The following is a 25,503-nucleotide window of genomic DNA, read 5'->3' on the forward strand; positions in this document are numbered from 1 at the left end:
GTATGAGTAACAACCTGTTAGAAGTAATCCGTGAAGGTTTCGAAACCGTAAACCGTAGGATCGAAGGAATGGAGACTCGGATGGAGGCGGGTTTTGAAGCCGTAAACCGCCGAATTGACGGGGTGGAGACTCAGATAGAAGCCGTGAACCGCCGGATTGACGGAGTGGAGACTCAGATAGAAGCCGTGAACCGCCAGATTGACGGAGTGGAGACTCGGATGGAAGCGGGTTTCGAAGCCGTGAATCGGCGGATTGACGGAGTGGAGACTCAGATAGAAGCCATGAACCGCCGGATTGACGGAGTGGAGACTCGGATGGAAGCGGGTTTCGAAGCCGTGAATCGGCGGATTGATGGGGTAGAGACCCAGATCGAAGCCGTGAATCGGCGGATTGATGGGGTAGAGACCCAGATCGAAGCCGTAAACCGGCGGATCGATGGGGTGGAAGCCCGAATCGATCATATCGAAAATCGGATGAACGAAGGATTTTCTTTGGTTCATGAACGAATCGACAAAGTGGAATTTAGCATTTACAATATGAACCTCTGCCTGGGCGATATGCAGAAAACATTGCAGCGGATTGAAAAAGCCCAAACAGAAGACGTCATGGGCATGCTGCGCCATGTAAAGGAAAAAACAGACTCACACGAGACCAAAATAGAACTGATAAATAACAGGCTGTTGGACGTAGAAAGCAAGGTGGAAAAATTAGAAAGGCAATAGGCAGCGTAAATATGGGAAACCCATCTCACCGGCGAGAAGGGCTGTCGATTTTTAAGCTCGTGATTTTCCAACGGTCCAAAGGTGTCGACCGATTGAGCAAAAATACCCAAACACCGTTTTTCTTATCTTTTCCTAATATATATGAGATGTTGACCGGAACGACTGCCGTAAACAGGCCGGCTGTCTGATTCGAAAGGCCGCTCTTTTTTACCGAATGCATATCATTAAAAGAAAACGGCAGGGGGAAACCATTCGTTGTCATGTCCAGCGTAGACCTGTCCTGTTCTTGAAGGGATGTTAAAAAGATGTCAACGAGCTGCTGGGGATCCGCTTGGATAACCGTCTGCCGCAAAGCCCCTGAAGCTTTTAACACCATCAGGCTGTGTCCCGGATCAGGAGTGTTGGAACGGCGGCGGTGCAGGGTGCTGCCCTTGAAATGAATGCAAAAATGCCCCCGAAAGTTGTTCCCGGCAATTGCTCCAGCCCCGTGCGGCATTCCGTTCATTGAGGCCGCGTATTTCTTTCCGTCGATGGCCACCAGGACTGCTCGACGTTTCCAACTCCATTTTCCCTGATAGACTTGCTTCATGATTTTGGTATCCTGTTTTGTTAACGGCTGCACATCTGCGTGACGGCTGCCTGCCCTCCGTTGTACCCGGAAAGCAGCTCCTGTTTCCAAGTCGATCACATCTGCGTAAGCCATTCGTTTAAAAGCCTTGCGGACGCTTTCCCAATCGAGCGGCTCGCCAAAGTGAGCCTTTTCCACTTGGGATATCCGCTTTTCCAGCTCGGTTTGCACTTTGACAGGCAGCAGTACCTGTTTTTTCTGCCCTGTTTCGTACATACGCGAAAATGAATCATACACATACTCTTTTTCGCCGATCCGGATGGTCGCCCGAGGAAGCTCCGGCAGCTGTTTAGAAGGAATGGTTGGGCTTTGTGTGATGGATGCGGCCAACCCGTGCTTGTCTTGGATGGACAGATGAGAGTAGAAAGGCGATGCGGGAGACGTTGCGACAATGATCTGCACGTCCCCGGCCGCATGTACCGGAGAACAAAGCAGCAGGAAGAGAAAGAATAACAAGACAGTTTTTTTCAAGGTAACTACCCCTTTTCGACACTGAGCACTTCTGTAGTATGCACCAAAGATCCTATTGAAACACTGATCTTTTAAAAAAATGGCTGCCTCGAATGAAGAAGGGAGAAGATATGTAAACTAACGGTTGTAAATAACCACAACGTGAGGCATCCGTATGAGAAAAATTCACTTTATGATGTTTGTGCTCATCTGCGGCCTGATTTTTTGCGATACAGGATACTGCGCCTCGGCTAAGGATAAGGATAAAGACGCGGACAAGGTCTACATACACATCAACCTCTGGCAACGAAAGCTGTATCTCAAGGATCAGCAGGATCGCGTGCTCGCTTCGTACCGGATAGGCCCGGGGAAGATTGATACTCCAACCCCGATCGGGACCTTTCGCGTGATACAAAAGTCGAAGGATTGGGGTGACGGATTTGGAACACGCTGGCTGGGGCTGAATGTAACTTGGGGAATCTACGGGATCCATGGTACCAACAGGCCGGAATATATCGGGGGGTATGTCAGCGGCGGGTGCATTCGCATGCGCAACCGGGATGTCGAGAAACTGTTCGAGCGCGTTCCTTTGGGCTCAACGGTCGTAATTGACGGACCCATTATGGGGCATGAAACCGTCACGTACAGGATACTTGTTCCAGGCAGCACCGGTTCTCTGGTAAAAATGGTGCAGAATAGGCTGAAAGCTGCCGGCTTGTATACCGGGAAAGCAAACGGAAGATACGATTATTGGACAGAAGTAGCGGTTAGGAAATTCCAAAAAGAGGTTGGTTTGAAGGTAACTGGGCACGTTGATTTTGATGAACTGCAATATCTGGGAATTATTGAGTAACACACTGTATTTTCAGTGTGTTTTTTCCTTTTTTCATCCGATAATATAGGTAAAAAGAGGCTTTGTTTCACGTGATGGAGGGGATTTACGTGTCGATCGGGAATCTGGAAAACTGTCCGCGCTGCGGGGCTTTGTTTGTCAAAACAGTTCGGGATGTCTGCCAGAAATGCTATCAGCAAATCGAAAAAGAATACGAAACATGTGCAACATTCCTGCGGAAAAAGGAAAACCGGGGCGTAGATATTTACCAGCTAAGTGAAGCAACAGGCGTCAGTGTCAAACAGATTACCCGGTTTATCAAGGAAGGGCGCATTTCGGTCAGGGATAATCCCAATATGGGTTATCCATGTGAAAGCTGTGGTGGGATGATCCGAATCGGAAATCTGTGTGAAGCATGTGCGAAGAGCTTGAGAAGGGAGTTCGAGCAGCAGTTGGAATTGGACAAGCGGCTGGAGGAACACAAACAGGAAAAAACAGTAAGTTATTGGAGAAGAGCCCAAGGAAAACGGGAAACGTGAAAATGCTAATGTCAACATATGAAATTGCCGATGATACTACTATAAGAGTATTCATCGGTGTTTGATAAAGAGGGTGTACGTATGCGCATTGACAAGACAAATCCGGCAGGGATGATTCAAGCCTACAACAAAACCAATCCAGGCCAGGCGGAAAAAATGTCGAGAAAGCCAATGGGAAGGGATGAAGTAAAGATATCCGACGAGGCTATTGAACTGCTTAAGTATGGTGAAGAGCAGGAAACCGACCCGGTTCGTGAGGCTAAAATAATTGAACTAAAACAGCAGGTGCAACAAGGGACATACCGTGTGCCTAGCGATAAAATCGCCGAGAAGTTTTTGGCCTTTTGGAAGAAAAGCGGGAGGTCAGACTGATGAGGATGGACGGGCTGTATGAAGTGTTGGAGAATCTGCTGAATCTTCATAAATCCCTTCTTGCCTTGGCCGCCGACAAAAAGCAGGCACTGCTTGCAGGCGAGATCGATTCATTGGTCGAGATTACACACCGGGAGCAAAAGCTGATCAAGGCGGTATCGCTGGCCGAACAAAACCGCATCGGGATTGTCCAGGAACTCTTGAAGGAGAAAGGGCTGCCTGGTTCAGAGGGGACCTTGGCCGGACTGTTGAAGACACTCACCAGTGCAGAAGAAAAGAAACGGCTCAAAATCATTCGCGAGCAATTACTAGGGATTGTATCCGAACTGCGGGAGGCAAATGAACTAAATCAGCAGTTGCTGGGGCAATCCCTCTCGTTTGTCAATGCCAATCTCGAGCTGCTGACAGATTCTCCGGAAGAGGATTTCGTCTACAGGAACCCGTCAACCCACTCTCACCATTCGTATGCCAGCCGTTCCTTTCTCAATACAAAAGCGTAAAGAGGTGCATCAAACATGCCTTCAACATTTCACGGAATAGAAGTAAGCAAGCGCGGGATTTTCGCTCAGCAGTACGGACTCAATATAACGGGGCACAACATCTCCAACGCCAATACGGAAGGCTATACCCGCCAGCGCCCCAACATGGAGGCGACCAAGGGGATTCCTGCGCCGGGCATGAACGCTGACCGGGCTCCGGGGTTGCTCGGGACGGGGGTGCAGATTTCTGATTTGCAGCGTTTGCGGGAGGACTTTTTGGACGTCCAATTTCGCAACCAGAACAAATTTTACGGATACTGGGAAAAGCAAAGCGATGTGTTGGGGAAGATAGAAGAGGTTTTCAAGGAACCATCCGATACAGGTCTCCAAAGCGTCATGGACGAAATGTGGAAGGCATTTCAAGACTTGGCTGATGACCCGACGAGTTCATCGGCTCGTGCGGTTTTAAGGGAGCGGGCCATTGCTGTTGCCGATACGTTTGCCTCCGTTTATTCACAACTGGAAACCATGCAGACCGATTTGGACAATGAAGTGAACGTCACTGTCAATAACATCAATTCTCTTGCCTCTCAAATCGCTACTTTAAACAAGCAGATAGCCGATGTGGTGCCGCACGGCTATCAACCGAATGACTTGTATGACCAGCGGGACTTGTTAATCGATAAGCTGTCGAAACTGACGGATGTCCGCGTAACGCAGGGCGAAAATGGCATGGTAAATGTTTTGATGGAAGGGCAAGAGCTTGTAAACGGCCGAAATGCGGCTCAACTAGCCACTTCAAGAAATCCGCAAACGGGATTTTTGGATGTCACACTAGGCGGGGCTCCGTTTAATCCGGTGAATGGACGATTAGCCGCCATTATGGATATGCGCGGGCGGACGGTAACCAATCCGGACGGCACCCTGACCCTGAGTGGAGCAATCCCAGACTTGATGCAAAAACTGGATACATTGGCGATCAATTTAGCGAAAGAGATCAACGACGTACACCGTCAGGGGATCAACATCACCGACATTAAGAACGGCTCTACACAACCCTCCGATCTGCCGTTCTTCGTGGATAAGGACGAGCTGGCTGCTGATGCGAATACGAAGGAGTATCCGAAAGGGGCCAAGCGTCTGACGCTTAATCCGGCTATTATGGCCAGTCTGGATGCGATCGCGGCTGCCAAGCCGGAGGCAAACGGCCAGGTAGTAGAGGGGAATAACAAGAACGCATTGGATTTAGCGGCAATCAAACAGAAGCTGATCTCCCCAGGTACGGGAGCAAACGATTTTAAGGAAACCTCGACATTGGATGACTTTTACCGTTACATGGTAGGGCAGCTCGGGATTGACCGTCAGGAAGGGCTGCGCAAATATAAAAACTCCGAGGATATCGTGTCGATGGTAGATAATCAACGCCAATCTGTCTCCGGTGTTTCCATCGATGAAGAGATGTCGGAGTTAATCAAATACCAGCATGCATACAGCGCCTCCGCTCGCGTGATGACCTCGATGGATGAGGTGCTGGATAAGGTGATCAATGGAATGGGCCGTGTTGGACTCTAAACGTAGTTGGAGGAGGGCTAAACCGTGGCAATCCGCGTAACGCAAAATATGATGAATAGCACGATGATGCGAAATTACTATAATTCGATGGGGCAGTTGGATCGGTATAACGAACAGTTGTCTTCAGGGAAAAAAATCTCACGTCCCTCCCAAGACCCTGTGGTGGCGGTCATGGGGATGTCTTACCGGACTCAGTTGAACAAAAACGACCAGTATCTTCGCAATGCGAGTCAGGCACAAACGTGGCTTGACACAGCAGATACGGCAATGAACGAGGTCGGCAACGTTCTTCACCGGCTCAATGAGCTGGTCCTCCAATCTGCCAGTGATACAATGTCACCGTCTGATCGTCAGGCGATGGAAAGCGAAGTGATCGAGCTGAAAAATCAGCTTGGGGAGATCGCCAACCAAACGGTCAACGGAAGATATATCTTTGCCGGAACAGATACGACAAAAGCCCCGTATGACAAAAACGCCGGCGACTATACAAGCACCAATTTCTCAGAATTCACTGTCGAGGTAGGACAAGGCATTTATATCCCGATAAATGTTAATGGTCAAGAAATCTTTAACAAATCGATAAACGGGAACACTATCTTCAAGCTAATGGATAATATTATCAATGACCTGCACAATGGCAATTCGGCAGACGGCCACCTCGACGAAGTGTCGCAGCATATGGATAATGTGTTAAAACAAAGAGCTACACTTGGAGCCAGGGTAAACCGTATGGAGCTGGTCACAGAACGTCTGGAAAGTTCCGGATTAAACATTACCAAGGCGATGTCGGAAAATGAAGATGCAGATATGGCAGCCGTCATCACGAATTTAAAGACGCAAGAAAATATCCACAGAGCTGCTCTGGGATCAGGTGCTCGCATTATTCAAACAACGCTGCTTGATTTCCTCCGTTAACAGGCAAAGGGGAGAGTACAATGCAGTTGCCACGAATTCAGATTCAACAGACTCCCATGTTGCTCGGATTGAATATCCAAAAACCTGTTCAGGAAATGGAACAGCCGAAAGCGGAGCTGAATTTGCGCCAGGAACCTGCCGTTTTGGAAATTCGCCAGCCGCAAGGAACCTTGTCCATCGATTCGAGCCGTGCTCGTTATAATATTGGATTGCGTACGTCAATGGAATTTAGTGACGCGAATGCTGAGCATGGTGTACAATCCTGGTTAGAGGCTATTGCACAATCCGGTTCTGAAGGCGATCGCTTGGCAGCGATTGAACAGGGGGGCAACGCAATCGCAGATATTGCATTCGAGCGTGGATTGGAGTCTAATCCCCCGGATATTCCTGTTTCCGGCAGCGACGAGGGAGTCGATATCAGCTACCAAGCGGGAAAAGTGGAGATTAATATAGAGCGGCGCGGGATGAGGATGGATCCGATTCTTCGTCCGCCCATTTTGCAGTATACCCCTGGTAAAGTAGAAGGGTATGTACGCCAATGGAATAAGGTGAATATTGAAGTGGTTGGGCTTCATGTGAATCAAACCTTATAAATTGTCGTTTAAAAAGGAGTTGTCGCAGGTGGCCAATCCGCAGTACGTAGAGGTAGGCAAGCTGTTTTTCGAGGAGGGCCTGCCCGGCTTTTCCCATTTGCAATTTTTTCGGCTGCTGCAAGAAGAAAAAGGCAGCCCTTTTTATTCTCTTGAGTCAGTTGAGGATCCGCAGGTAGGATTTTGGGTGGTTGATCCGTTCGCTTTTTTTGCCGATTACGAATTTGAGCTTCAAGAGCAAGCCAAGGCGTCACTGCATATCTCGCAGGAGACCCCTGTTGTCGTTTTAAATATCGTGACACCACGCCCCAATCAGCAAATAACAGTAAATCTCAAAGCGCCGATCATCGTAAACCAGGTGAATCGCATGGCCAAGCAAGTGATCCTTCGCGAGGAAATTTATGATGTACGCCAACCGCTCCTTCCCGTGCGGCAGGCCGCAAGTAAGTAGGTGAGCGGATGCTGGTACTTTCCCGCAAAAAAAATGAATCGATCATGGTCGGAGATAATATCGAGATCAAAGTGATTGGGATTGAAGGCGATTCAGTCCGCATCGGCATTGAAGCGCCCCGTGAAGTAGACGTGTATCGAAAAGAAATCTACTTGTCGATTCAGGAAGAAAACCTGCTCGCTTCGCAAACAAAAGCAGATTGGTCGACGTTAAAACAGTGGATCGGCATGAAACCGTCTGATGAAGAATAATTTCATCAGATTTTTTATCGGCAAATGTGTAAATAGTCCTAAAAGATTTAAGCGGCCTCTCCGATAAATAGAATGTAAGGATTCGTAAATCCAAGCGCGCGATTGGATTGTGAGTCCCAAAATGCAAAAAGCAGTCACAGGGACGTGACTGTCACAATCAAGGAGGAAAAATCATGATTATCAACCACAATATTTCCGCGTTGAACACGCACCGTCAAATGGGCGTAAACGCCGGAAACCTGAGCAAAAACGTAGAGAAACTCTCTTCCGGCTACCGCATCAACCGCGCTGCTGACGACGCTGCCGGCCTCTCCATCTCCGAGCGTATGAGAGCGCAAATCCGCGGTATGAACCAAGCAGCTCGCAACTCCCAAGACGGTATCTCCCTGATCCAAACGGCTGAGGGTTCCCTGCAAACTGTAAACGACATGCTGGTTCGGATTAAAGAATTGGCTACTCAGTCCGCGAACGGTACGTATGACGATAATGCTGACCGTGCTCGTCTGCAGGAAGAAGTAACTGAGCTGTCCAAAGAGATTAACAACATTAAAGATAAAACCAAGTTCAACGGAATTAAATTGTTGGATAAAGCAGATGGAGTATACAGTGGTTCAATTGCTGCTGGAACAAATGTAGTCCTTAGTGGTACCTATAGCGGAACTGCTGATAAAACTATTACATTAAAATATATTGACGCTACCAGTGGATGGCACGTTGATTCTGGTAATGGTACTTTTGCTCAAGTATCCGGAGCTTCGATCAGTGGTATCTCTTTCAAAACTTCTGGATCCGTCCCATCTGGTGTTACATCTGGTACAACAATAACTGTTACTATAAAAGCAAAAACACCAGATAAACTGGATCTTCAAATTGGCCAAGAAGCAGGTCAAACGTTATCTTTAGATCTCCAGAAGATTGCTCTTAACGATGTAGCTTCCAAAGTTAGCGGTTGGAATATCGCTTCACAATCCGGCGCTCGAACAGTTCTCAGTGAAATTGAGAACGTGATCAACCAGGTGAGTGCTGCCCGTTCTTACCTTGGTGCTAACCAAAACCGTTTGGAAAACACCATTAACAACCTGAACATCACTTCCGAAAACCTGTCTGCTGCTGAATCCCGTATCCGCGATGTAGACATGGCGAAGGAACAAATGGAGTTCACCAAGAACAACATCCTCGTTCAGGCTTCCCAAGCAATGTTGGCTCAAGCGAACCAACTGCCGCAAGGCGTTCTGCAGTTGCTCCGTTAATCAAAACAAACAAGTGAGGAACCTTGGATTTTCTAGGGTTCCTCTTTCGTATTTATCATCCAGGTTCCAGTCATTTCCGTAAAAAGCATTCATGAAAAAGCCGATACAAGTAATAACCAAACCTTAACCAAACAAGGAAGGTATGCTGTTTGTTCGGTACTATGTTATGCGGGATGGGGGAACAGTCTTGGAACTGAAAATAATGGATCGGATCTACGTTTATGAAAATAATGAAACCGTACTTGATCAACTCATGAATGATGTCAACCAGTTTATGCATGAATCAAATTCGGTGATTGTCCAGATGGATATTGACGGTCAGGTTGTTTTTGACGATTACTTCGAATATATATCTGATCGCATTGGGGAAATCAGAAAAATCGAGGTGATTTCTCAGTCTGTAGAGGAGTTTACAAACGAGGTGTTAATGACCGCAAATGAATATCTGGAGCGGTCTCTTCCCCTTATTTCGTTATTGTCTGATGAATTTTATCAAGGTCCCAAACAGGAAACATGGGAACAATTTGAACAGCTTATAGAAGGCTTGCAATGGATGGAACAGACTGTTCAATATGTAAGCAACAATAAGCCATCATGTGAACAATGGCAGGAAACATTCAGATGGTCGACGGAATTGGCTGAACTAGAGCAGGCAGTGATACAACAAGACGCGGTTTTAATCGGAGATATTCTGCGTTACGAGATTTTAACTCGACTGGAAATGCTGAAAAAAGAGCTAGAGCAAGAGATTCATAATGGGGTAATCAATCATGATCTTAATTGATAACATTCATCTGTTAAAAAAGCACTATCCGGATGTCTGGAAGGCACTAAAGGAGTATGAGGATCGGTCACACCCAAAGCACGTAGAAGTCATGGATACGAAAAAAGGGGTACCGACGCTTCTGCTTCAGGATAATCATGTCCCTGTATATATTCACAGTAAATACGACCCTTATCTTGAAGCGGAGCGATTGCTTGAACAGTATACTTCAGTAGAATCGAGTAAACATGTCTTTTTTTACGGGATAGGATTAGGCTATCATATTGAAGCCTTTACACAAAAATATCCTGACATCCCATTTTCCATCTACGAACCAAGTCTAGAAATATTGCATACGTTTCTCTCTAAACGGTCATTAGATATATTTCCGATCTCTATGTTAAAAAATATTTTCGTAGAACAAAATTCGCTGCAATCGAAACAACTTATTAACAAGTTTGTCAGCTCAGTGAAAGAAGAAGTCTTGTTTATCGTTTTACCAGCCTATGAGAGAGTTTTTAAACAAAATTATAAAGAGTTTGTAACAAGCTTTCGGGAAGCAGTCCGCGAAAGAAGGTCGCATTTGCATGTAAATGTGGCGTTCGAACAGCGGTGGACGATCAATAGTATTATAAATCTGGAAACTACCCTGAATACCCCTAATGTGCTTCGAGAAAAGAAGGGATACTTTCAAGACAAACCGGCGATTATTGTTTCAGCAGGTCCTTCTTTAGAAGAAGAAATAGAGAATCTGAGATACATCAAGGAAAACAGACTAGCCTATATCTTCTCAGTCGGATCAGCTATTAATGCGCTGCTATCCCATGGGATCGAGCCGGATGCAGCATGTACGTATGACCCAACGGTGCTAAATCAAAGGGTATTTGAGAAAGTGGTAGAGCAGGAAATAAAAACAATCCCTTTGATATACGGAACAAGTGTCGGTTTCGAAACGGTGAAGCGTTATCCTGGACAAATGTTCCACATGATTACGAGTCAAGATACGATTTCTCCGTTTTACTTAAATGATGTAGATCCTGAAGAGATCGTTAACGATTCACCTTCCATCGCGGTAATCACACTGCAATTATTACATAAATTTGGCTGTAACCCTATCATTCTCGTTGGACAAAATTTAGCTTTTAAGAATGATCGAGTTTACTCAAAGGGAATTGAATACGAGCACAGGCCAGCCACTTTAACGGAACCTGAAAAGAAAAACCTGTTAACCACGGAAAGTGTCGATGGTGAAGTTGTTTACACAAATGAAGGTTTTAATCGTATGAGAAAACAAATGGAAGCGCTGATTGCCCAATATCAGGACAAAGAGATTATTAACACGACACGGGGCGGGGCCAAAATCAACGGTACTTCTTTTATTCCTCTTGATCAAATCATAAAGGAGAAACTAACTTCGTCATTCAATACATCAGACTGGTGTAAGGAAACTAATCAAAGTTACAGTGTTACCTATACAAGACAGCAGTCGGCTAAAATGATGATTTTCCTTGAGGAATTTCCAAAGGTACTTGACGAATTCCGAAAAATTATTAATGAAATAAACCAATCGGTTAAAACCCATAATGTCAAACAACTGGAAAACTTTTTTACCAAGTTTGACAAGGTATTTAAAAAAATGCAGAAAAACCAATTCTATCAATGCGTGATAAGGCAAATGAACCGAGTCCAATTTGAGTTGGTCGCCAAAGAGATTGAAGAGCTTCGTTTTGAACGGGATACTCTTCATAAGGGGAAACGGATTGCCAGTGAGTTTGGAGCCTATGTTGATAACTGTACAGTTAACATGCAGTTGGCCGCGCCATTGCTTCAGGAAATGCATCAAAAGATTCTTCAAGAAGTTGAGGCAACAACATAAATTTTTCTGTGGAGAGAGGCTATATGAACCTGAAAGGGAAAAAAATACTAGTCACCGGAGCAGATGGTTTTATAGGTTCTCATTTGACAGAAGAGCTTGTCAGACGAGGGCATAATGTGAAAGCCTTTGTTTACTACAATTCCTTTAATAGTTGGGGCTGGTTGGACGAATCTCCCAGTGATATTCGCAGCAGCATCGAGATATTTTCAGGAGATATTCGCGATCCGTTTGGAATAAAGGAAGCAGCCAAGGACTGTGATGTCATTTTTCACCTGGCGGCATTAATTGCCATTCCCTACTCGTATCATTCCCCTGCTACGTACGTGGAGACCAATATAATGGGAACACTGCACGTGGTTCAGGCGGCCCGTGAATTAGGGATCGAAAAAGTCATTCACACCTCGACCAGTGAAGTGTATGGAACAGCCAAGTACGTTCCGATTACGGAGGAGCACCCCTTACAGGGACAGTCCCCTTATTCAGCAAGTAAAATAGGTGCCGATCAGATGGCTATGTCGTTTTACCAGTCGTTTCAGACGCCGGTTGCTATCATTCGCCCATTTAACACATATGGACCGCGTCAATCGGCAAGGGCGATAATCCCAACTGTCATTACTCAGATTGCCAGCGGACAACGCAAAATCAGGTTGGGAGCACTTCATCCTACGAGGGATTTTAATTATGTAAAAGACACCGTCAATGGATTCATTGCTGTGGCAGAGTCTGATGCTTCTGTAGGCGAAGTGATCAACATCGGGAGCAACTATGAGATATCGATCGGAGAAACCGTTCAATTGATCGCAGATGTGATGGGGAAGGAGATTGAAATCGAAACAGATGCCCAGCGGCTTCGCCCGGAAAAAAGCGAGGTAGAACGTCTTTGGGCTGACAATACTAAAGCGAAAACCCTGCTGAATTGGGAGCCAATCTTTGCGGGACGCGAGGGTCTAAAAAGAGGTTTGCAGGAAACGGTTGAGTGGTTTAGCAGCCCGGAAAATCTACGTAAATACAAAAGCGATGTGTACAATATATGAACAAATCAATTGATTTACAGTGTATTGTCGAAACGTTGCAATCGGTATTGCCCAAAGACCAGGAGTTTATCGCCCTTCATGAACCCCGTTTTTCCGGAAATGAATGGGCCTATGTGAAAGAATGTCTGGATACGGGTTGGGTTTCCTCGGTTGGGAAATACGTCAATCGCTTTGAAGAAATGCTGCAGGAATACACTGGTGTACGTCACGCCGTGGCTGTAGTAAATGGTACAGCGGCATTGCACATGTGTCTGCAACTTGCGGGAGTTGAAGAAGGGGATGAAGTGCTAGTCCCGACTTTGACCTTTATAGCTACTGCCAACGCGGTTCACTATTGTGGGGCTACTCCGCATTTCGTAGATATTGAAACAAGAACGCTTGGACTTGACCCTTATAAGCTGGGGGACTATCTAAGAGAGATAACCGAAATCCGGGACAATGCTTGTTTCAACAAAATAACCGGGAAGCGATTAAAAGCTGTTGTTCCGATGCATACATTCGGTCATCCTGTTGATCTTGATCCACTGGTGGAAGTATGTAACAGGTTTAAGCTGGAATTGATAGAGGATGCAGCGGAATCGCTGGGCTCCTTTTACAAAGGACGGCATACGGGGCATTGGGGGAAACTGTCGGCTCTTAGTTTTAATGGAAATAAGGTTGTAACAACCGGAGGCGGCGGTGCCATCTTAACTAACGATTCTTCGTTAGCCAAACTGGCAAAACACCTTACCACAACAGCCAAGGTGCCGCATCGTTGGGCGTTTAACCACGACCGGGTCGGTTACAATTATCGTTTGCCCAATTTGAACGCTGCATTAGGTTGTGCCCAGTTGGAGCAGCTTCCTGGTTTTATTGCTAAAAAGCGCAACCTGGCTGATCAATACAAAAAAGCCTTTTCTGAATTTGTAGGGGTAAGCTTCTTTACTGAGACGGAATTTGCAAAAAGCAACTATTGGTTGAATGTATTGTTGCTGGATGAGCAGTATGCAGGTAGACGGGATGAATTGTTGGAGTTGACAAATGAGATGGGGATCATGACACGGCCGTTTTGGACTGCTCTTCATAAACTGCCAATACACGCGAAATGTCCAAAAATGGAACTAACGGTAGCAGAAAACCTGGAAAGCCGCGCGATTAATATTCCAAGCAGTGTGGTGTTGGGTGTGAGTAGTGATGAAGCGTAAAATATGCGTTGTTACCGGTACCCGTGCAGAGTATGGTTTGCTTTATTGGTTAATGAGGGAGATAGAGAATATCCCAGACTTCGAATTGCAAATCGCTGTAACTGGCGCTCATTTATCTCCAGAGTACGGCTTTACATATAGGGACATAGAGAATGACGGTTTTTTTATCAATGAAAGGATAGAAATGCTTCTATCAAGTGATTCCTGTGTTGGAGTGACGAAGTCAGTAGGCTTGGCAACGATCGGTTTTGCAGATGCGTTTGATCGTTTAAAGCCTGATCTAGTCGTTATTTTAGGAGATCGTTATGAGATGTTAGCTGCAGCCCAAGCTGCCTTAATCGCAAAAATCCCAATTGCTCATATTGCCGGTGGGGATACTACAGAAGGGGCATTCGATGAAGCAATCCGCCATAGCATTACTAAAATGTCCCATATCCATTTTGTTACAAATGAAGATGCTGCAAGAAGAGTTCGTCAAATGGGGGAAAACCCCAAACATATTTTTAATGTGGGAAGTATGGGGATAGATCATATCAGGCGTTTGCGTCTAATCGAAAGAAACGATTTAGAAAAAGAACTGGATTTCAAATTCAGGGAAAAAAATCTTCTGGTTACATATCATCCTGTTACATTGGAGTTGAACTCAGATTCATTACACCAGTTTCAGGAATTACTAAATGCACTTGATGGTTTAGGGAATCAATACGGTCTGATTTTTACTAGACCGAATGCTGATCCATGCGGAAAAGCCATTAACGTACTTTTGGACAAATTTGTAGCGACACATGAAAACGCGAGAGCCTATACATCATTAGGACAACTTCGTTACTTAAGTACTATTGCACAAGTTAATGCGGTTGTTGGCAATTCATCGAGCGGGTTGTACGAGGTTCCTTCTTTTAAAATCCCAACAGTAAATATTGGTGATCGCCAGAAGGGACGATTACAAGCAACATCCGTAATTAATTGCGAACCTAGGACAGATTCAATTTTACGAGCGATACGAGAGGCTATGGAGAAGAAATGCTTCGATACAGTAAACCCTTATGGTGATGGACATAGTACCGAGAGGATTATTGAAATTTTACAAAGTTACTCTAACTTCAGCGGGTTGTTAAGAAAAAAGTTTTTTGGGGTGGAATGCCTGTGATTACCGAACAACAGAAGGTATTTATCATCGCGGAAGCAGGCGTAAATCATAATGGCTCGCTCGAGATGGCAAAGCAATTGGTCGATGCAGCTGTTGATGCCGGAGTTGACGCTGTAAAGTTCCAGACGTTTAAATCGGAAAAATTAGTGAGTAAATCTGCACCAAAAGCGGAATATCAGACCAAAACCACGGACTCTTCGGAATCACAGTTCGAGATGATAAAAAAACTGGAGTTGGATGAAGAAGCCCATCAGGTGTTGATTGAATATTGCGCTCAGAAAGGAGTCCAATTTTTATCAACTCCCTTTGATATCGACAGTGTTGACTTGTTGGCGAGACGTTTTGATCTGCCGCGTCTAAAAGTACCATCCGGCGAAATAACGAATGCTCCTCTTTTATTAAAAGTGGCATCGACTGGAAAACCAATTATACTCTCAACGGGTATGAGTACACTTGGTGAAATAGAACTTGCATTGGGTGTTATAGCATTCGGCTATTTGCAAACAGGTCAACAACCCTCTGTCAATGCTTTTGAAGCGGCTTATTGTTCTGCCGAAGGGCAAAAGCTCTTACAAGCAAAGGTCGTATTACTTCACTGTACCACAGAGTATCCTGCACCGTTTACGGATGTAAACCTTATGGCAATGGATACGCTCCGCAGTACCTTTGGGTTGCCTGTTGGGTTTTCTGATCACACGGTTGGCATATCAATACCCATTGCTGCCGTAGCACGTGGGGCTGTCATCGTTGAAAAGCATTTTACCCTTGATCGAAATTTACCTGGTCCCGATCATAAGGCTTCTTTAGAGCCGAACGAACTAAAAGCTATGGTGAAGGGGATTAGAGAAGTAGAACAGGCATTAGGCGTTCCGAGAAAAATGCCCGCCATTTCAGAGTTGAAAAATAAACCGATTGCACGGAAAAGCATTGTTGCATCGAGGAAAATCCAAAAAGGCGAGCCTTTTACCGATCAGAATATAACGATCAAGCGGCCCGGAACCGGAGTTTCTCCTATTCATTATTGGGATTATATCGGGAAATTGGCAGATAAAGACTACCTTTCGGATGAAGTGATCCAATGAAGAATATGCCAGTTATTGTTTTGGGCGGCGGCGGACATGCGAAGGTGTTAATTGACACTTTACTTCAACAATCCGTAGACATCCTTGGCTTTACAGATTTAACGATGCCATCCGAAGAGAAAATATTAGGGGTTCGCTATCTTGGACCCGACAGTATTATTTACGGTTACAGCACCGACAGTATTATGCTGGTAAATGGACTAGGTTCGATAGGGGCAGTTTCTCGAAGAAAACATTTGTTTTGTGAATTCAAGAAACGCGGATACTCCTTCATGAACGTCGTCCATCCTTCTGCTGTCGTCTCACCTTCTGCTGTCTTGTCTGAAGGTGTGCAGATTATGGCGGGGGGTGTCATTCAATCCGGAAGTACGATTGGAGAAAATTCGATCGTTAATACCAAGGGATCGGTAGACCATGATTGTATCATTGGTGCCCATGTCCACTTGGCACCTGGCGTCACTTTATGCGGCGGGGTGAAAATTGGCGATGAGGTGCATATTGGAGCTGGCGCAACTGTTATCCAAAATATAGACATTGGACGGAAAAGCGTAATTGGCGCAGGGGCCCTGGTCTTGAAGAATGTACCGGAGAAGGTAACCGTTTACGGTATTCCGGCAAGGGAGGTGTAGTCGATGAACTGGAGGAACGTTTTAATTAAGCAGGATACCCCGATCATACAAGCGATCCAAATCATCGATGCTGGAGCTATTCAAATAGCGCTTGTCGTCGACGAAAACGAGAGATTGCTGGGTACGGTGACAGACGGAGATATCCGTAGAGGAATCTTAAAGGGAATACCCCTTAATGAATCGGTTAAACACATCATGAACGATCAACCGAAATATGTTTTCCCTGATGAAAGTCCAGAGAAGATGTTGGCTTTTATGAGGGCCAAACGGTTAAATCAGGTTCCAATCATAGATAAGGATAGGCGCATTATCGGGATCAAAGTTTTGAATGAACTTCTTCGCCGGGAGCAAAAAGAGAATTGGGTTATTCTGATGGCTGGAGGATTAGGGAGTCGTCTTCAACCTTTAACGGATGACTGCCCCAAACCGCTTCTAAAAGTCGGAAGCAAACCCTTGCTGGAGACAATAATCGAAAACTTCGTTGAACAGAACTTTTATAAATTTTTTCTATCTGTAAACTATAAAGCCGAAATGATCAAGGAGTATTTTAAGGACGGGTCACAATGGGGAGTTGAGTTAAACTACCTTCATGAAAATAAAAGATTAGGAACTGCAGGCGCATTAAGTTTATTGCCTGAAAGACCGGATGCACCAATTATCGTAATGAATGGAGATCTATTAACCAAGGTTAATTTCAACCAGTTACTGGAATTCCATGTGGAACATAGAGCGGCGGCGACAATGTGCGTCAGGGAGTATGACTTCCAGGTGCCCTACGGTGTTGTTCGAACAGACAACCAACGTCTGGTAAGCATAGAGGAAAAGCCAACACAGCATTTTTTTGTAAGTGCAGGAATTTATGTGTTGGAACCGGACGTATTGGATAAGATCCCAGACCAGACCTACTTTGATATGCCCAGCCTTTTCGAAAAGCTGGTAAATGAGCAAGTCGAAACGGTTGTTTACCCTATCCGGGAGTATTGGCTCGATATTGGCCGAATCACTGACTTTGAGCGAGCAAACGTCGAATTTGCGGAGGTATTCGGGTGATAGACGGGAAAACGGTTTTAGCTATTATTCCGGCGCGAGGAGGCTCCAAGGGGGTCCCTCGCAAGAATATTCGAGAGGTGGCCGGCAAGCCTTTGATTGCATGGACAATCGAGGAGGCGAAGAAATCACGTTATATTGATCAAACGATTTTGAGTTCGGAAGACGATGAAATCATTTCAGTGGCCAGATCATGGGGGTGCGAAGTGCCATTCAAGCGTCCCCCGGAATTGGCGCAAGATGATACACCTGGGATTGATCCGGTATTACATGCACTAAGCCAAGTCTCAAAATATGATTATATAGTACTTTTGCAGCCAACTTCTCCACTTCGAAAAGCTGAGGATATTGATGGTTGTATTCATACTTGCCTTCGGTTATCGGCAAATGCTTGTGTTTCGGTAACGGAGCCGGATAAAAGTCCTTATTGGATGTATAAGGTTGACGATAGGAAGAGGATGAGTTTGTTACTCACTGGTGATTCTTTTGCCGTTCGCAGACAGCAACTGCCCAAAGTATATGCTTTAAACGGGGCAGTCTATGTGGCTAAAAGTGAGTGGATTCAAGCGAAGAAAAGCTTCCTAACAGATGAAACGGTTGCTTACATAATGCCAAAAGAGCGTTCGATTGATATAGATACTGAATTTGATTTGAAAGTTGCAAGTATTTTATTAGATAGTACACAGGGTTAATAATATTGAAATACAATTAAATGATTTAATGTAAATTAGTGTAAATGTTTGAGTTTTTAATTAAATTTCTTCCTATTTAAGCCGATACATATAGTAAAAGTACGGTTGGAGGAAAATGTCTATGGATATTCATTCCGTAAATCAGACAGGCAAAATATCTTCTTCTTACCAGGCGGAAAGGCCAATAGCAACCAGTAGTGGAGAACCGATACCTTTTCAGGAAGCATCGGGAGAACCTAGTCCTGAGGGGAATACTTCCAAAAAGGAAGTAGAAAAAGCAGTAGATTCCCTAAACAAATGGCTCCAAACGGGTAGTACGCATTTAAAATTTACCTTGCACGAAAAATTGAACGAATACTACGTAGAAATTGTCGACGATCAGACCCAAGAGGTAATACGCGAGGTACCCCCGAAAAAAATATTGGATATGGTTGCGAAAATGCATGAAATGATTGGCATTCTCGTAGACGAAAAACGATAGGAGGATGGCCATGATCGACCGTATACGTTTTGGAGGAATGTACTCCGGATTAGACACAGAAATGATCGTTAAGCAGTTGATGAAATCCGAAAGCGCGCCTTATGACCGATTGAAACAAAAGCAACAAAAGCTGGAATGGAAACGCGACGATTACCGTGAGGCGAATAGACTGCTGCTTGAACTAAAAAACATGATGGCTGATTTAAGGTATGCTTCCACTTTTACCAATAAGAAAGTGGCTGTATCCGCTAACGATAGTGTAGTCTCGGTAAAAAGTGCGGGGAAATCGCAATTCTCATCGTACCCAATCGAGGTGAAGGAGCTAGCTGCTGATGCTACTCCTGCATCCGTGGCTTTCAAGACCAAGTTTACTGATGCAACCACTCCTGTTGGTGCAGATAACGCATTTAAATTTAATGTAAAAGGTCAGGAGATACAAGTAAATGCTGATGATACACTTGAAACTATCGTAAAAAAGGTAAATGATCAAACAGAAAGTACGGGTGTTAAAGCCACTATTTTCAACAATCAGTTGGTATTTACCTCGACAGGCACTGGCAACGCCAGTAATTTTACGGTAGAAGTGACTTCACAACCAGCCAGCGGTGTTAATGTGCTGGGAATGGATGGATCTGTTACCACTTCAAATGGTAAGGATGCCAAGGAAGGCAAGGTTGTGATCAACGGTGCCGAATTGTCCATCTCCAGCAACACCTTCACCTACGACGGTATTGAATATACCGTGAAACAAAAGACAGAACCGGGATCTTCCGTAAATATCAGCGTCAAGCAAGACACAGATGCCATTTTCAATACGATCAAGGGCTTTGTCGACAAGTATAATGATGTAATCGCCAAGCTCAACGACAAGATCTCGGAACCTGTCTATCGCGACTTTTTCCCGCTAAGTGATGAACAAAAGTCGGACATGAAAGACAAGGATGTTGAGAATTGGGAGAAGAAAGCCAAAAGCGGAACGCTTCGAAACGATACGCTTTTATCCGGCATATTGTCTTCAATGAGGACCGCATTGAATACAAAAGTGTCAGGAGTCAGCGACAATTTCAGCACGCTAAGCAGCATTGGCATCACGACAGGGAAGTACTACGAAAAAGGGAAACTTGTGATTAATGAAGAGCAGTTGCGAAAAGCAATTAGTGAAAATCTGGATGATGTAACAAAATTGTTTACAAATTATGCATCTCAAGATTCCCCTAACAGGAACCAAGAAAGCGGTTTGTTTGAACGTCTTTACAGTCAATTGGATAAGACAATCAAACAGATTTCTGATAAGGCTGGAAGCGCTACAGCCACAGGCAATGACATTAGCGAGATGGGCTTAGAATTAAACCGAATGAACCAAGAGATCGACTCTTGGCAAGACCGCCTAAAGAAAATTGAAGATCGCTACTGGAAACAGTTCACAGCTCTCGAACAAGCTATGGCAAAATCACAATCTCAAACCGGATGGTTCTCCCAATTAATGGGTAACCGATAAGGGAAGGAGCGAAGGTTGGTGTTGCAAAATCCAGCACAGGTCTACCAAAACAATCAGGTTACGACAGCAACGCCAGGTGAGTTGACCCTGATGCTCTACAACGGGGCGATCCGATTTATTAAACAAACAAGACAAGCCATTCTCGATAAAAAACTGGAGAAAGCCCACGAATGCAATATTCGCGTACAAGATATACTTCACGAGTTAATGTCAAGCCTCAACCGGGATGTACCGATATCTGAACAGTTTATTACCATGTACGATTACATGCTCCGCCGAATGGTTGAGGCAAATGTACGGAAGGACGTGGAGATCCTTGACGAAGTCGAATCCCTGTTTGGAGAGTTTCGCGATACTTGGAAAGAAGCCATGATCCTGGCGAAAAAACAGGGTCAGGCAGTTGAGCAGCCATGATGGAGACAGCTCTTGAGCCATTATTGGAACGTCTCTTGGCATTAACCTTGGACCTGGAAAAGTGCGTGAATGACCCACAGGAAGAGCCGGAGGAATGGGTAAAGATATTCGAGGAACGTCAAGGTGTTATGGACAGCATATCCAGTATGCTTGCAAATGGTGAGGTATTGTCCGAACCGCTTAAACACAAGTACGTCGAAAAGGCTTACCATTGCGATCAAAAGATTTTACCGGTTCTAAATAGGAGAAAGGAAGAACTTGCAGCCAAAATAGGGCAACTTAATAGGCGAAAAACCGCAAACCTGCAGTATCATGGGTACGGAAATTTTGCAAGCTATGGTGCCTTTTTCGATCAGAAAAACTAATACCTTATCATATGATGAAACGGCCGGGAAACCCCGACCGTTTTTCCATCTTCCCCCCGCCCAAAAGCCCATCTACACACTCACATCAAGCTGCTTCCCCAGAGTCGGGTGAGGTGCATCCGCTGTCGCTTGAGTCTTGCTCAGATCCTCGATCATCACGGTCGCCTGGGCAATCTGCGTCGCCTGAAGCATTTTCATCACGCCGAGACTTACCGTATGCTGCAGCTGGCTAAGTTGAAAATTCATCTGTTCACCTCATTTCTTTTTGATTATTTTTGTTATCGGTCAAAAATACCCGAGAAATTACCGAAACCCCATGATTTCTGCAATAAAGGAAGACGTGGCTAATAATATCAAAAGAGATATAACTGTAATAAAAAGAAGACGTTGCCAAACTTAAATTCGACCTGGCCGGTTTAATAAACACATGACCGCGAATTTTGTCAAACGAATCTTGCGCGAGGACACTGGATTCAGCATCGTGAATGACAAAAGGTAACAAGAGGGCGTCGGATTGGAATAGTCCAATTCTGCGGCTTTTTATTCGTTCGTACGAAGACTCCCATCTTTATAGGTAATGTTATGAAAGTTATTTTTCGTACTTTAAACAATTTTCAGAACACGAGTTCCTCTCTCTGTGGTAAAATAAGGGCAGGAGGTGAACCGAAAAAGAAACTGTTCTACAATGGATTCCGCGTTGGTCGGCTGAACAGCTTGCGTTTTTGGACGGATTGGGCGTTTCATATGACCAAACTCTAAAACATCGCCAGTCATCTGTGGCGAGAAGAAGGGTTTCGTTCCTATGTGAAACTGGAAAAGGAACTGAAGTCCAATTGCACTGGGAGTACCTATCAGAATTGTATCAAGATGGTGAAACAAAATCGGAAAAGCTTTTTTACCGTAAACACAAACTTCAAGAAGAATCTGCAGAAATACAATGAGACACTTAAGCATGTTGGTAATTGCAAAAATGAAATCATTTTCACCCATTTGCCATTCGAGTACATGAGAATGGAAAGAGTACACCAGCGGTTGTTCTGTGCTAAATAGGGGGAAGATTTCGAAAAAACCCAAGCAAAATATTCACCGCAGAACAGAGATCTAAATATCTTACGAAGGTACCTTAATGGAAAAGGTATTCCTGCACTGATCCAATCAGTAAGGGATAATGGGTGTTTGAAGCATCCGAAACGTATTCTTGTCGCGTAAGACAGGAAACATTTGAATCCCCACCTCTAAGCAAAGCGAAGGTGTCGGGAGTCTTCAAAGAACCTTTAGTTATCGGCAGCTGCATGATTGGCAGTTTGTCGGCAGTAAAACATGTGTGCTTTTCCCCAGCTTGTGCACAAGCTCTTGTGGATAATGTGGACAACTCTGTGGAGAAGGCCAATTTAGCGGTCTTTTGCTGTGGACAGAATGGGGAAAGAGTAAAAGGGGGTCTTTGTATCATGAAGCTGAAGAGAAAAAAGCGTTGGTTGGCTGCATGTTCACTGGCACTGTGCCTCGGTCTGCTGGTGACGGGATGCGGCGGCAGCGGAGGAGGCGGCGGCGGGGCACCGGCAGCGGGCAGTGAGCAGCCTTCGGAATCGGCTGGCGGCAGTCAACCTGCGGAGGGAGGAGCCAATTCGGGGGGCACAGATTCCTCTGCGGCCGAGAAGGTCTACGTCGTCGGGACGGACGCTGCCTACCCGCCGTTTGAGCAGGTGGAACCGGACGGAAAGATCACCGGGTTTGACATGGACGTGATCCAGGCAGTGGCTGATGCTGCCGGCTTCAAGATTGAGAAGAAACACACCGGTTGGGACGGAGTATTCGATGGAATCGACAAGGGGACCGTCGATATTGGGATCTCCACGATTACCATTACGGATGATCGCAAAAAGAAATACGATTTTTCCGATCCCTACTTTGAGACCAACCAGTTGATCCTGCTGCCGGAAGATTCGACCGTGACCAAATTGGCAGATCTGAAGGGCAAAAAAATCGGCGTACAGTCTGCGACTACCGGGGAATTTGTTGTCCAGGAGGCTTTTGGCAAGTCTTATGAGGGACTCAAAGGGTACGACGATCTTCCGGGAGCGGTTGACGACTTTTTCAACAAGCGGCTGGATGCGGTTGTCGCCGATGACGGGGTCATGATCTACTATGCCACCAAAATTGCCGGGAAAAAGTACAAGACCTTAAAGGATGATTCGTTTGAGCCGGAATACTACGGGGTTATGGTGAAAAAAGGCAATCAGGAGCTGTTGGACAAAATCAACCAAGGCATCAAGACGATCAAGGAAAACGGGAAACTGGAAGAACTGCGCAAACAGTATTTCGAAAAATAACGGACCGCCCGGCGGGCAGGCCTGTGAGTTTGCCCGCTGTATCACCGACCAGCGCTTCAGAAGGGAGGAATTCATCTGGACTGGTCTGTCGTGTACGAATACCGGGAATTATTTATTAGAGGTTTCTTCTATACGATCGTCCTGACGAGCGTGGGAATTGCCTGCGGTACTGTATTGGGGTTATTTTTCGGCCTTGGCAAGATGTCGTCCAATCCGATTCTCAGTGTTCCTGCCCTCGTGTATGTCGAGATCTTTCGGGGTACGCCGCTGTTCGTGCAAATCCTGTTGATTCATTACGCGATCATACCTTCGATCTGGGAGCTGTTTTCTACCGAACCGCCGCCCAGTGCGCTCTTTACAGGATTTGTTGCCCTCTCACTCAATGCGGCCGCCTACATTGCCGAGATTTTCCGGGCCGGGATACAGTCGATCGACGTCGGACAGATGGAAGCGGCAAGGTCTTTGGGGATGACCAAAGGGCTGGCGATGCGCCTCATCGTCATTCCGCAGGCGTTCGTCCGTATGCTGCCTGCGCTTGGCAACGAGTTTATCGCACTGTTGAAGGATTCCTCGCTGCTCGCGATCATTGCCACCTCCGAGCTGGCCTTCGCCGGGATGACGGTAGCCAAAAGCACATTTGAGCGGTACCCGCCGTACTTGACGATCGCCGCGATCTATTTAATCCTTACATTATTCCTCTCCCGGGTCGTCGTCAGAGGGCTGGAAAAGCGCTATACACCGCGTTAAAACGTCTGTTTGACTTTGTATCTGGCGTAGTGATATAGTCAATTTATGGGATGTCCATCTCAATCCAGTTTTCAAACAGAAAGGAACGTGTATTGATGTTAGGTAAAGTAAAATGGTTCAATGCTGAAAAAGGCTACGGCTTCATCGAGCGTGAAGACGGCGGCGACGTATTCGTTCACTTCTCTGCAATCCAAGCGGAAGGTTTCAAGACACTGGACGAAGGTCAATCCGTTGAGTTTGACATTGTGGAAGGCGACCGTGGCCCGCAAGCAGCGAACGTAGTTAAACTATAATATCGGAAACCAAACAGCCCCTTGATCTCGGTCAAGGGGTTTTTCGTTTTTTCACTTTTTCCCCGCTGGGAGGGGGGGAATGTTTGTAAATGTTTTGTAAATATTTTCAGATGGAACAGACAGGATTAACGGGGGTGAAACGAGAATAAGTTTATCATAGACGGAAGGAGGTCAGATACCATGAAGATGCATATTCGTGGTGAAAACATTCAGGTTACAGAAGCTCTGCATGATTATGTAGAAAAAAAGGTCGGCCGTCTTGACCGCTATTTTGACACCTCGCAAGTGTCAGATGTACAAGTAACCTTGCGATTCCTCCGAGGAGCAGGGACCATTGAGGTCACCATACCACTTACCGGCGGCGGTATTTTGCGAGCTGAAGACACCCATGAGGACATGTATGCCGCAATTGACTTAGTCGCTGAAAAACTGGAACGTCAAATCCGAAAGCACAAAACCAAGTTAAATCGAAAAATGCGTTACGATTCTTCGGCCAAGGTAATGGCCGCAGGTTCAAACGCCATTGCACTCGCGGATACGGAAGAAGATTTTGATACCGAAATCGTCAGGGTCAAGCGATTTGACCTGAAACCGATGGACGCCGAAGAAGCCGTCATGCAGATGGATATGCTGGGGCACAACTTCTTCGTTTTCCAAAACAGCGCCACCAATGAAGTGAATGTGGTTTACCGCCGAAACGATGGAAGATTCGGCTTGATAGAACCGAAGTAAGGAGAAAAGAAAAATACGGATACAAAGGGAGTTGTCTACTGGCAGCTCCCTTTACTTGTTTTCCCTTCTTCACTTTTGCTACAATAGTTTGTTAGATGGAGATATTTGTTTCCCGCAGATAGAAACGGTGCTCTC

31 protein-coding genes are annotated in these 25,503 nt (G+C 45.5%); 28 read left to right on the forward strand and 3 right to left on the reverse strand.

Features of this window, described 5'->3' with window-relative positions; translation table 11 throughout:
* Positions 1-2: 2 nt before the first annotated feature.
* Positions 3-722, forward strand: a complete 720-nt coding sequence (locus tag HGBM_RS21975; RefSeq protein WP_019123247.1) for an AAA family ATPase — start codon at positions 3-5, stop codon at positions 720-722.
* A gap of 25 nt (positions 723-747) precedes the next feature.
* Here the strand turns inward: HGBM_RS21975 and HGBM_RS28270 are convergent, their stop codons facing one another.
* Positions 748-1,821 carry a hypothetical protein gene (locus HGBM_RS28270; RefSeq protein WP_019123248.1) on the reverse strand — a complete coding sequence of 358 codons (1,074 nt, stop codon included), beginning with the start codon at positions 1,819-1,821 and terminating at the stop codon, positions 748-750.
* Positions 1,822-1,975: 154 nt separating this feature from the next.
* Between HGBM_RS28270 and HGBM_RS21990 the strand changes: the two genes are divergently transcribed.
* From HGBM_RS21990 to HGBM_RS22100, 23 genes are all read left to right on the forward strand, one after another.
* Positions 1,976-2,653 carry a L,D-transpeptidase family protein gene (locus tag HGBM_RS21990; RefSeq protein ID WP_019123249.1) on the forward strand — a complete coding sequence of 226 codons (678 nt, stop codon included), beginning with the start codon at positions 1,976-1,978 and terminating at the stop codon, positions 2,651-2,653.
* A gap of 89 nt (positions 2,654-2,742) precedes the next feature.
* The gene (locus HGBM_RS21995) at positions 2,743-3,171 is read left to right on the forward strand and encodes a TIGR03826 family flagellar region protein (protein ID WP_026074597.1); all 429 of its coding nucleotides are present in this window, start codon (positions 2,743-2,745) and stop codon (positions 3,169-3,171) included.
* Positions 3,172-3,252: 81 nt separating this feature from the next.
* Entirely contained in the window at positions 3,253-3,543 is a 291-nt protein-coding gene (gene flgM / locus HGBM_RS22000) for a flagellar biosynthesis anti-sigma factor FlgM (RefSeq protein WP_019123251.1), read from the forward strand.
* On the forward strand, positions 3,543-4,043 hold the full coding sequence (locus HGBM_RS22005) for a flagellar protein FlgN (protein ID WP_019123252.1): 501 nt from the start codon (positions 3,543-3,545) through the stop codon (positions 4,041-4,043). Before flgM ends, HGBM_RS22005 begins: the two co-directional genes overlap by 1 nt.
* Before the next feature lie 15 nt (positions 4,044-4,058).
* On the forward strand, positions 4,059-5,594 hold the full coding sequence (gene flgK / locus HGBM_RS22010; protein WP_019123253.1) for a flagellar hook-associated protein FlgK: 1,536 nt from the start codon (positions 4,059-4,061) through the stop codon (positions 5,592-5,594).
* Positions 5,595-5,618: 24 nt separating this feature from the next.
* Positions 5,619-6,509, forward strand: coding sequence for a flagellar hook-associated protein FlgL (gene flgL / locus HGBM_RS22015; protein ID WP_019123254.1), 891 nt, complete (start codon positions 5,619-5,621; stop codon positions 6,507-6,509).
* 20 nt (positions 6,510-6,529) lie between these two features.
* Positions 6,530-7,102 carry a DUF6470 family protein gene (locus HGBM_RS22020; protein ID WP_019123255.1) on the forward strand — a complete coding sequence of 191 codons (573 nt, stop codon included), beginning with the start codon at positions 6,530-6,532 and terminating at the stop codon, positions 7,100-7,102.
* Positions 7,103-7,130: 28 nt separating this feature from the next.
* Positions 7,131-7,550, forward strand: a complete 420-nt coding sequence (gene fliW, locus HGBM_RS22025) for a flagellar assembly protein FliW (RefSeq protein ID WP_019123256.1) — start codon at positions 7,131-7,133, stop codon at positions 7,548-7,550.
* Between the two features lie 8 nt (positions 7,551-7,558).
* Positions 7,559-7,801, forward strand: coding sequence for a carbon storage regulator CsrA (gene csrA / locus HGBM_RS22030; protein WP_019123257.1), 243 nt, complete (start codon positions 7,559-7,561; stop codon positions 7,799-7,801).
* A gap of 173 nt (positions 7,802-7,974) precedes the next feature.
* Positions 7,975-9,051, forward strand: a complete 1,077-nt coding sequence (locus HGBM_RS22035; protein ID WP_019123258.1) for a flagellin N-terminal helical domain-containing protein — start codon at positions 7,975-7,977, stop codon at positions 9,049-9,051.
* Between the two features lie 187 nt (positions 9,052-9,238).
* Entirely contained in the window at positions 9,239-9,835 is a 597-nt protein-coding gene (locus HGBM_RS22040; RefSeq protein ID WP_147512960.1) for a DUF8042 domain-containing protein, read from the forward strand.
* Complete coding sequence (locus HGBM_RS22045) at positions 9,822-11,690, forward strand: motility associated factor glycosyltransferase family protein (protein WP_019123260.1); 1,869 nt, start codon at positions 9,822-9,824, stop codon at positions 11,688-11,690. Before HGBM_RS22040 ends, HGBM_RS22045 begins: the two co-directional genes overlap by 14 nt.
* A gap of 23 nt (positions 11,691-11,713) precedes the next feature.
* Positions 11,714-12,724: an NAD-dependent 4,6-dehydratase LegB gene (locus HGBM_RS22050; RefSeq protein WP_019123261.1), complete on the forward strand. Its 1,011-nt coding sequence runs from the start codon at positions 11,714-11,716 to the stop codon at positions 12,722-12,724.
* Positions 12,721-13,908, forward strand: coding sequence for a LegC family aminotransferase (locus HGBM_RS22055; protein WP_019123262.1), 1,188 nt, complete (start codon positions 12,721-12,723; stop codon positions 13,906-13,908). Before HGBM_RS22050 ends, HGBM_RS22055 begins: the two co-directional genes overlap by 4 nt.
* Entirely contained in the window at positions 13,898-15,058 is a 1,161-nt protein-coding gene (gene neuC, locus HGBM_RS22060; RefSeq protein WP_019123263.1) for a UDP-N-acetylglucosamine 2-epimerase, read from the forward strand. Before HGBM_RS22055 ends, neuC begins: the two co-directional genes overlap by 11 nt.
* Complete coding sequence (gene neuB / locus HGBM_RS22065; protein ID WP_035287688.1) at positions 15,049-16,140, forward strand: N-acetylneuraminate synthase; 1,092 nt, start codon at positions 15,049-15,051, stop codon at positions 16,138-16,140. The genes neuC and neuB overlap by 10 nt, the downstream gene beginning before the upstream one ends.
* A complete protein-coding gene (locus tag HGBM_RS22070) occupies positions 16,137-16,769 on the forward strand; it encodes an acetyltransferase (protein ID WP_019123265.1) in 633 nt (210 codons plus the stop codon). Before neuB ends, HGBM_RS22070 begins: the two co-directional genes overlap by 4 nt.
* Positions 16,770-16,772: 3 nt before the next feature.
* Positions 16,773-17,819, forward strand: coding sequence for a nucleotidyltransferase family protein (locus HGBM_RS22075; protein WP_019123266.1), 1,047 nt, complete (start codon positions 16,773-16,775; stop codon positions 17,817-17,819).
* Positions 17,816-18,508, forward strand: coding sequence for an acylneuraminate cytidylyltransferase family protein (locus HGBM_RS22080; RefSeq protein WP_019123267.1), 693 nt, complete (start codon positions 17,816-17,818; stop codon positions 18,506-18,508). Before HGBM_RS22075 ends, HGBM_RS22080 begins: the two co-directional genes overlap by 4 nt.
* A gap of 121 nt (positions 18,509-18,629) precedes the next feature.
* Positions 18,630-18,989 (forward strand): flagellar protein FlaG, encoded by a 360-nt coding sequence (gene flaG, locus HGBM_RS22085; protein ID WP_019123268.1) that lies wholly within the window; start codon positions 18,630-18,632, stop codon positions 18,987-18,989.
* Between the two features lie 10 nt (positions 18,990-18,999).
* Positions 19,000-20,487: a flagellar filament capping protein FliD gene (gene fliD / locus HGBM_RS22090; RefSeq protein ID WP_019123269.1), complete on the forward strand. Its 1,488-nt coding sequence runs from the start codon at positions 19,000-19,002 to the stop codon at positions 20,485-20,487.
* Positions 20,488-20,505: 18 nt separating this feature from the next.
* Entirely contained in the window at positions 20,506-20,901 is a 396-nt protein-coding gene (gene fliS, locus HGBM_RS22095; protein ID WP_019123270.1) for a flagellar export chaperone FliS, read from the forward strand.
* Positions 20,898-21,266 (forward strand): flagellar protein FliT, encoded by a 369-nt coding sequence (locus HGBM_RS22100; protein WP_019123271.1) that lies wholly within the window; start codon positions 20,898-20,900, stop codon positions 21,264-21,266. The genes fliS and HGBM_RS22100 overlap by 4 nt, the downstream gene beginning before the upstream one ends.
* A gap of 72 nt (positions 21,267-21,338) precedes the next feature.
* On the opposite strand, the gene HGBM_RS22105 is transcribed toward HGBM_RS22100, so the two are convergent.
* Together HGBM_RS22105 and HGBM_RS22110 are read right to left on the reverse strand one after the other, a co-directional pair.
* Entirely contained in the window at positions 21,339-21,512 is a 174-nt protein-coding gene (locus tag HGBM_RS22105) for a hypothetical protein (protein WP_019123272.1), read from the reverse strand.
* A 357-nt stretch (positions 21,513-21,869) separates the two neighbouring features.
* Positions 21,870-22,340 (reverse strand): hypothetical protein, encoded by a 471-nt coding sequence (locus tag HGBM_RS22110; protein ID WP_019123273.1) that lies wholly within the window; start codon positions 22,338-22,340, stop codon positions 21,870-21,872.
* 374 nt (positions 22,341-22,714) lie between these two features.
* Here HGBM_RS22110 and HGBM_RS22115 point away from each other — a divergent pair, with 374 nt between their 5' ends.
* The 4 genes from HGBM_RS22115 to hpf all read left to right on the forward strand — a co-directional run bounded on the left by HGBM_RS22115 (position 22,715) and on the right by hpf (position 25,368).
* A complete protein-coding gene (locus HGBM_RS22115) occupies positions 22,715-23,596 on the forward strand; it encodes a basic amino acid ABC transporter substrate-binding protein (protein ID WP_019123274.1) in 882 nt (293 codons plus the stop codon).
* A gap of 75 nt (positions 23,597-23,671) precedes the next feature.
* Complete coding sequence (locus HGBM_RS22120) at positions 23,672-24,343, forward strand: amino acid ABC transporter permease (RefSeq protein WP_026074600.1); 672 nt, start codon at positions 23,672-23,674, stop codon at positions 24,341-24,343.
* 95 nt (positions 24,344-24,438) lie between these two features.
* Positions 24,439-24,636, forward strand: coding sequence for a cold shock domain-containing protein (locus HGBM_RS22125; RefSeq protein WP_019123276.1), 198 nt, complete (start codon positions 24,439-24,441; stop codon positions 24,634-24,636).
* Positions 24,637-24,816: 180 nt separating this feature from the next.
* Positions 24,817-25,368 carry a ribosome hibernation-promoting factor, HPF/YfiA family gene (gene hpf / locus HGBM_RS22130; protein ID WP_019123277.1) on the forward strand — a complete coding sequence of 184 codons (552 nt, stop codon included), beginning with the start codon at positions 24,817-24,819 and terminating at the stop codon, positions 25,366-25,368.
* Positions 25,369-25,503 lie beyond the last annotated feature (135 nt).

It is taken from the genome of Brevibacillus massiliensis (genome assembly GCF_000311785.1).
GTDB lineage: Bacteria > Bacillota > Bacilli > Brevibacillales > Brevibacillaceae > Brevibacillus_C > Brevibacillus_C massiliensis.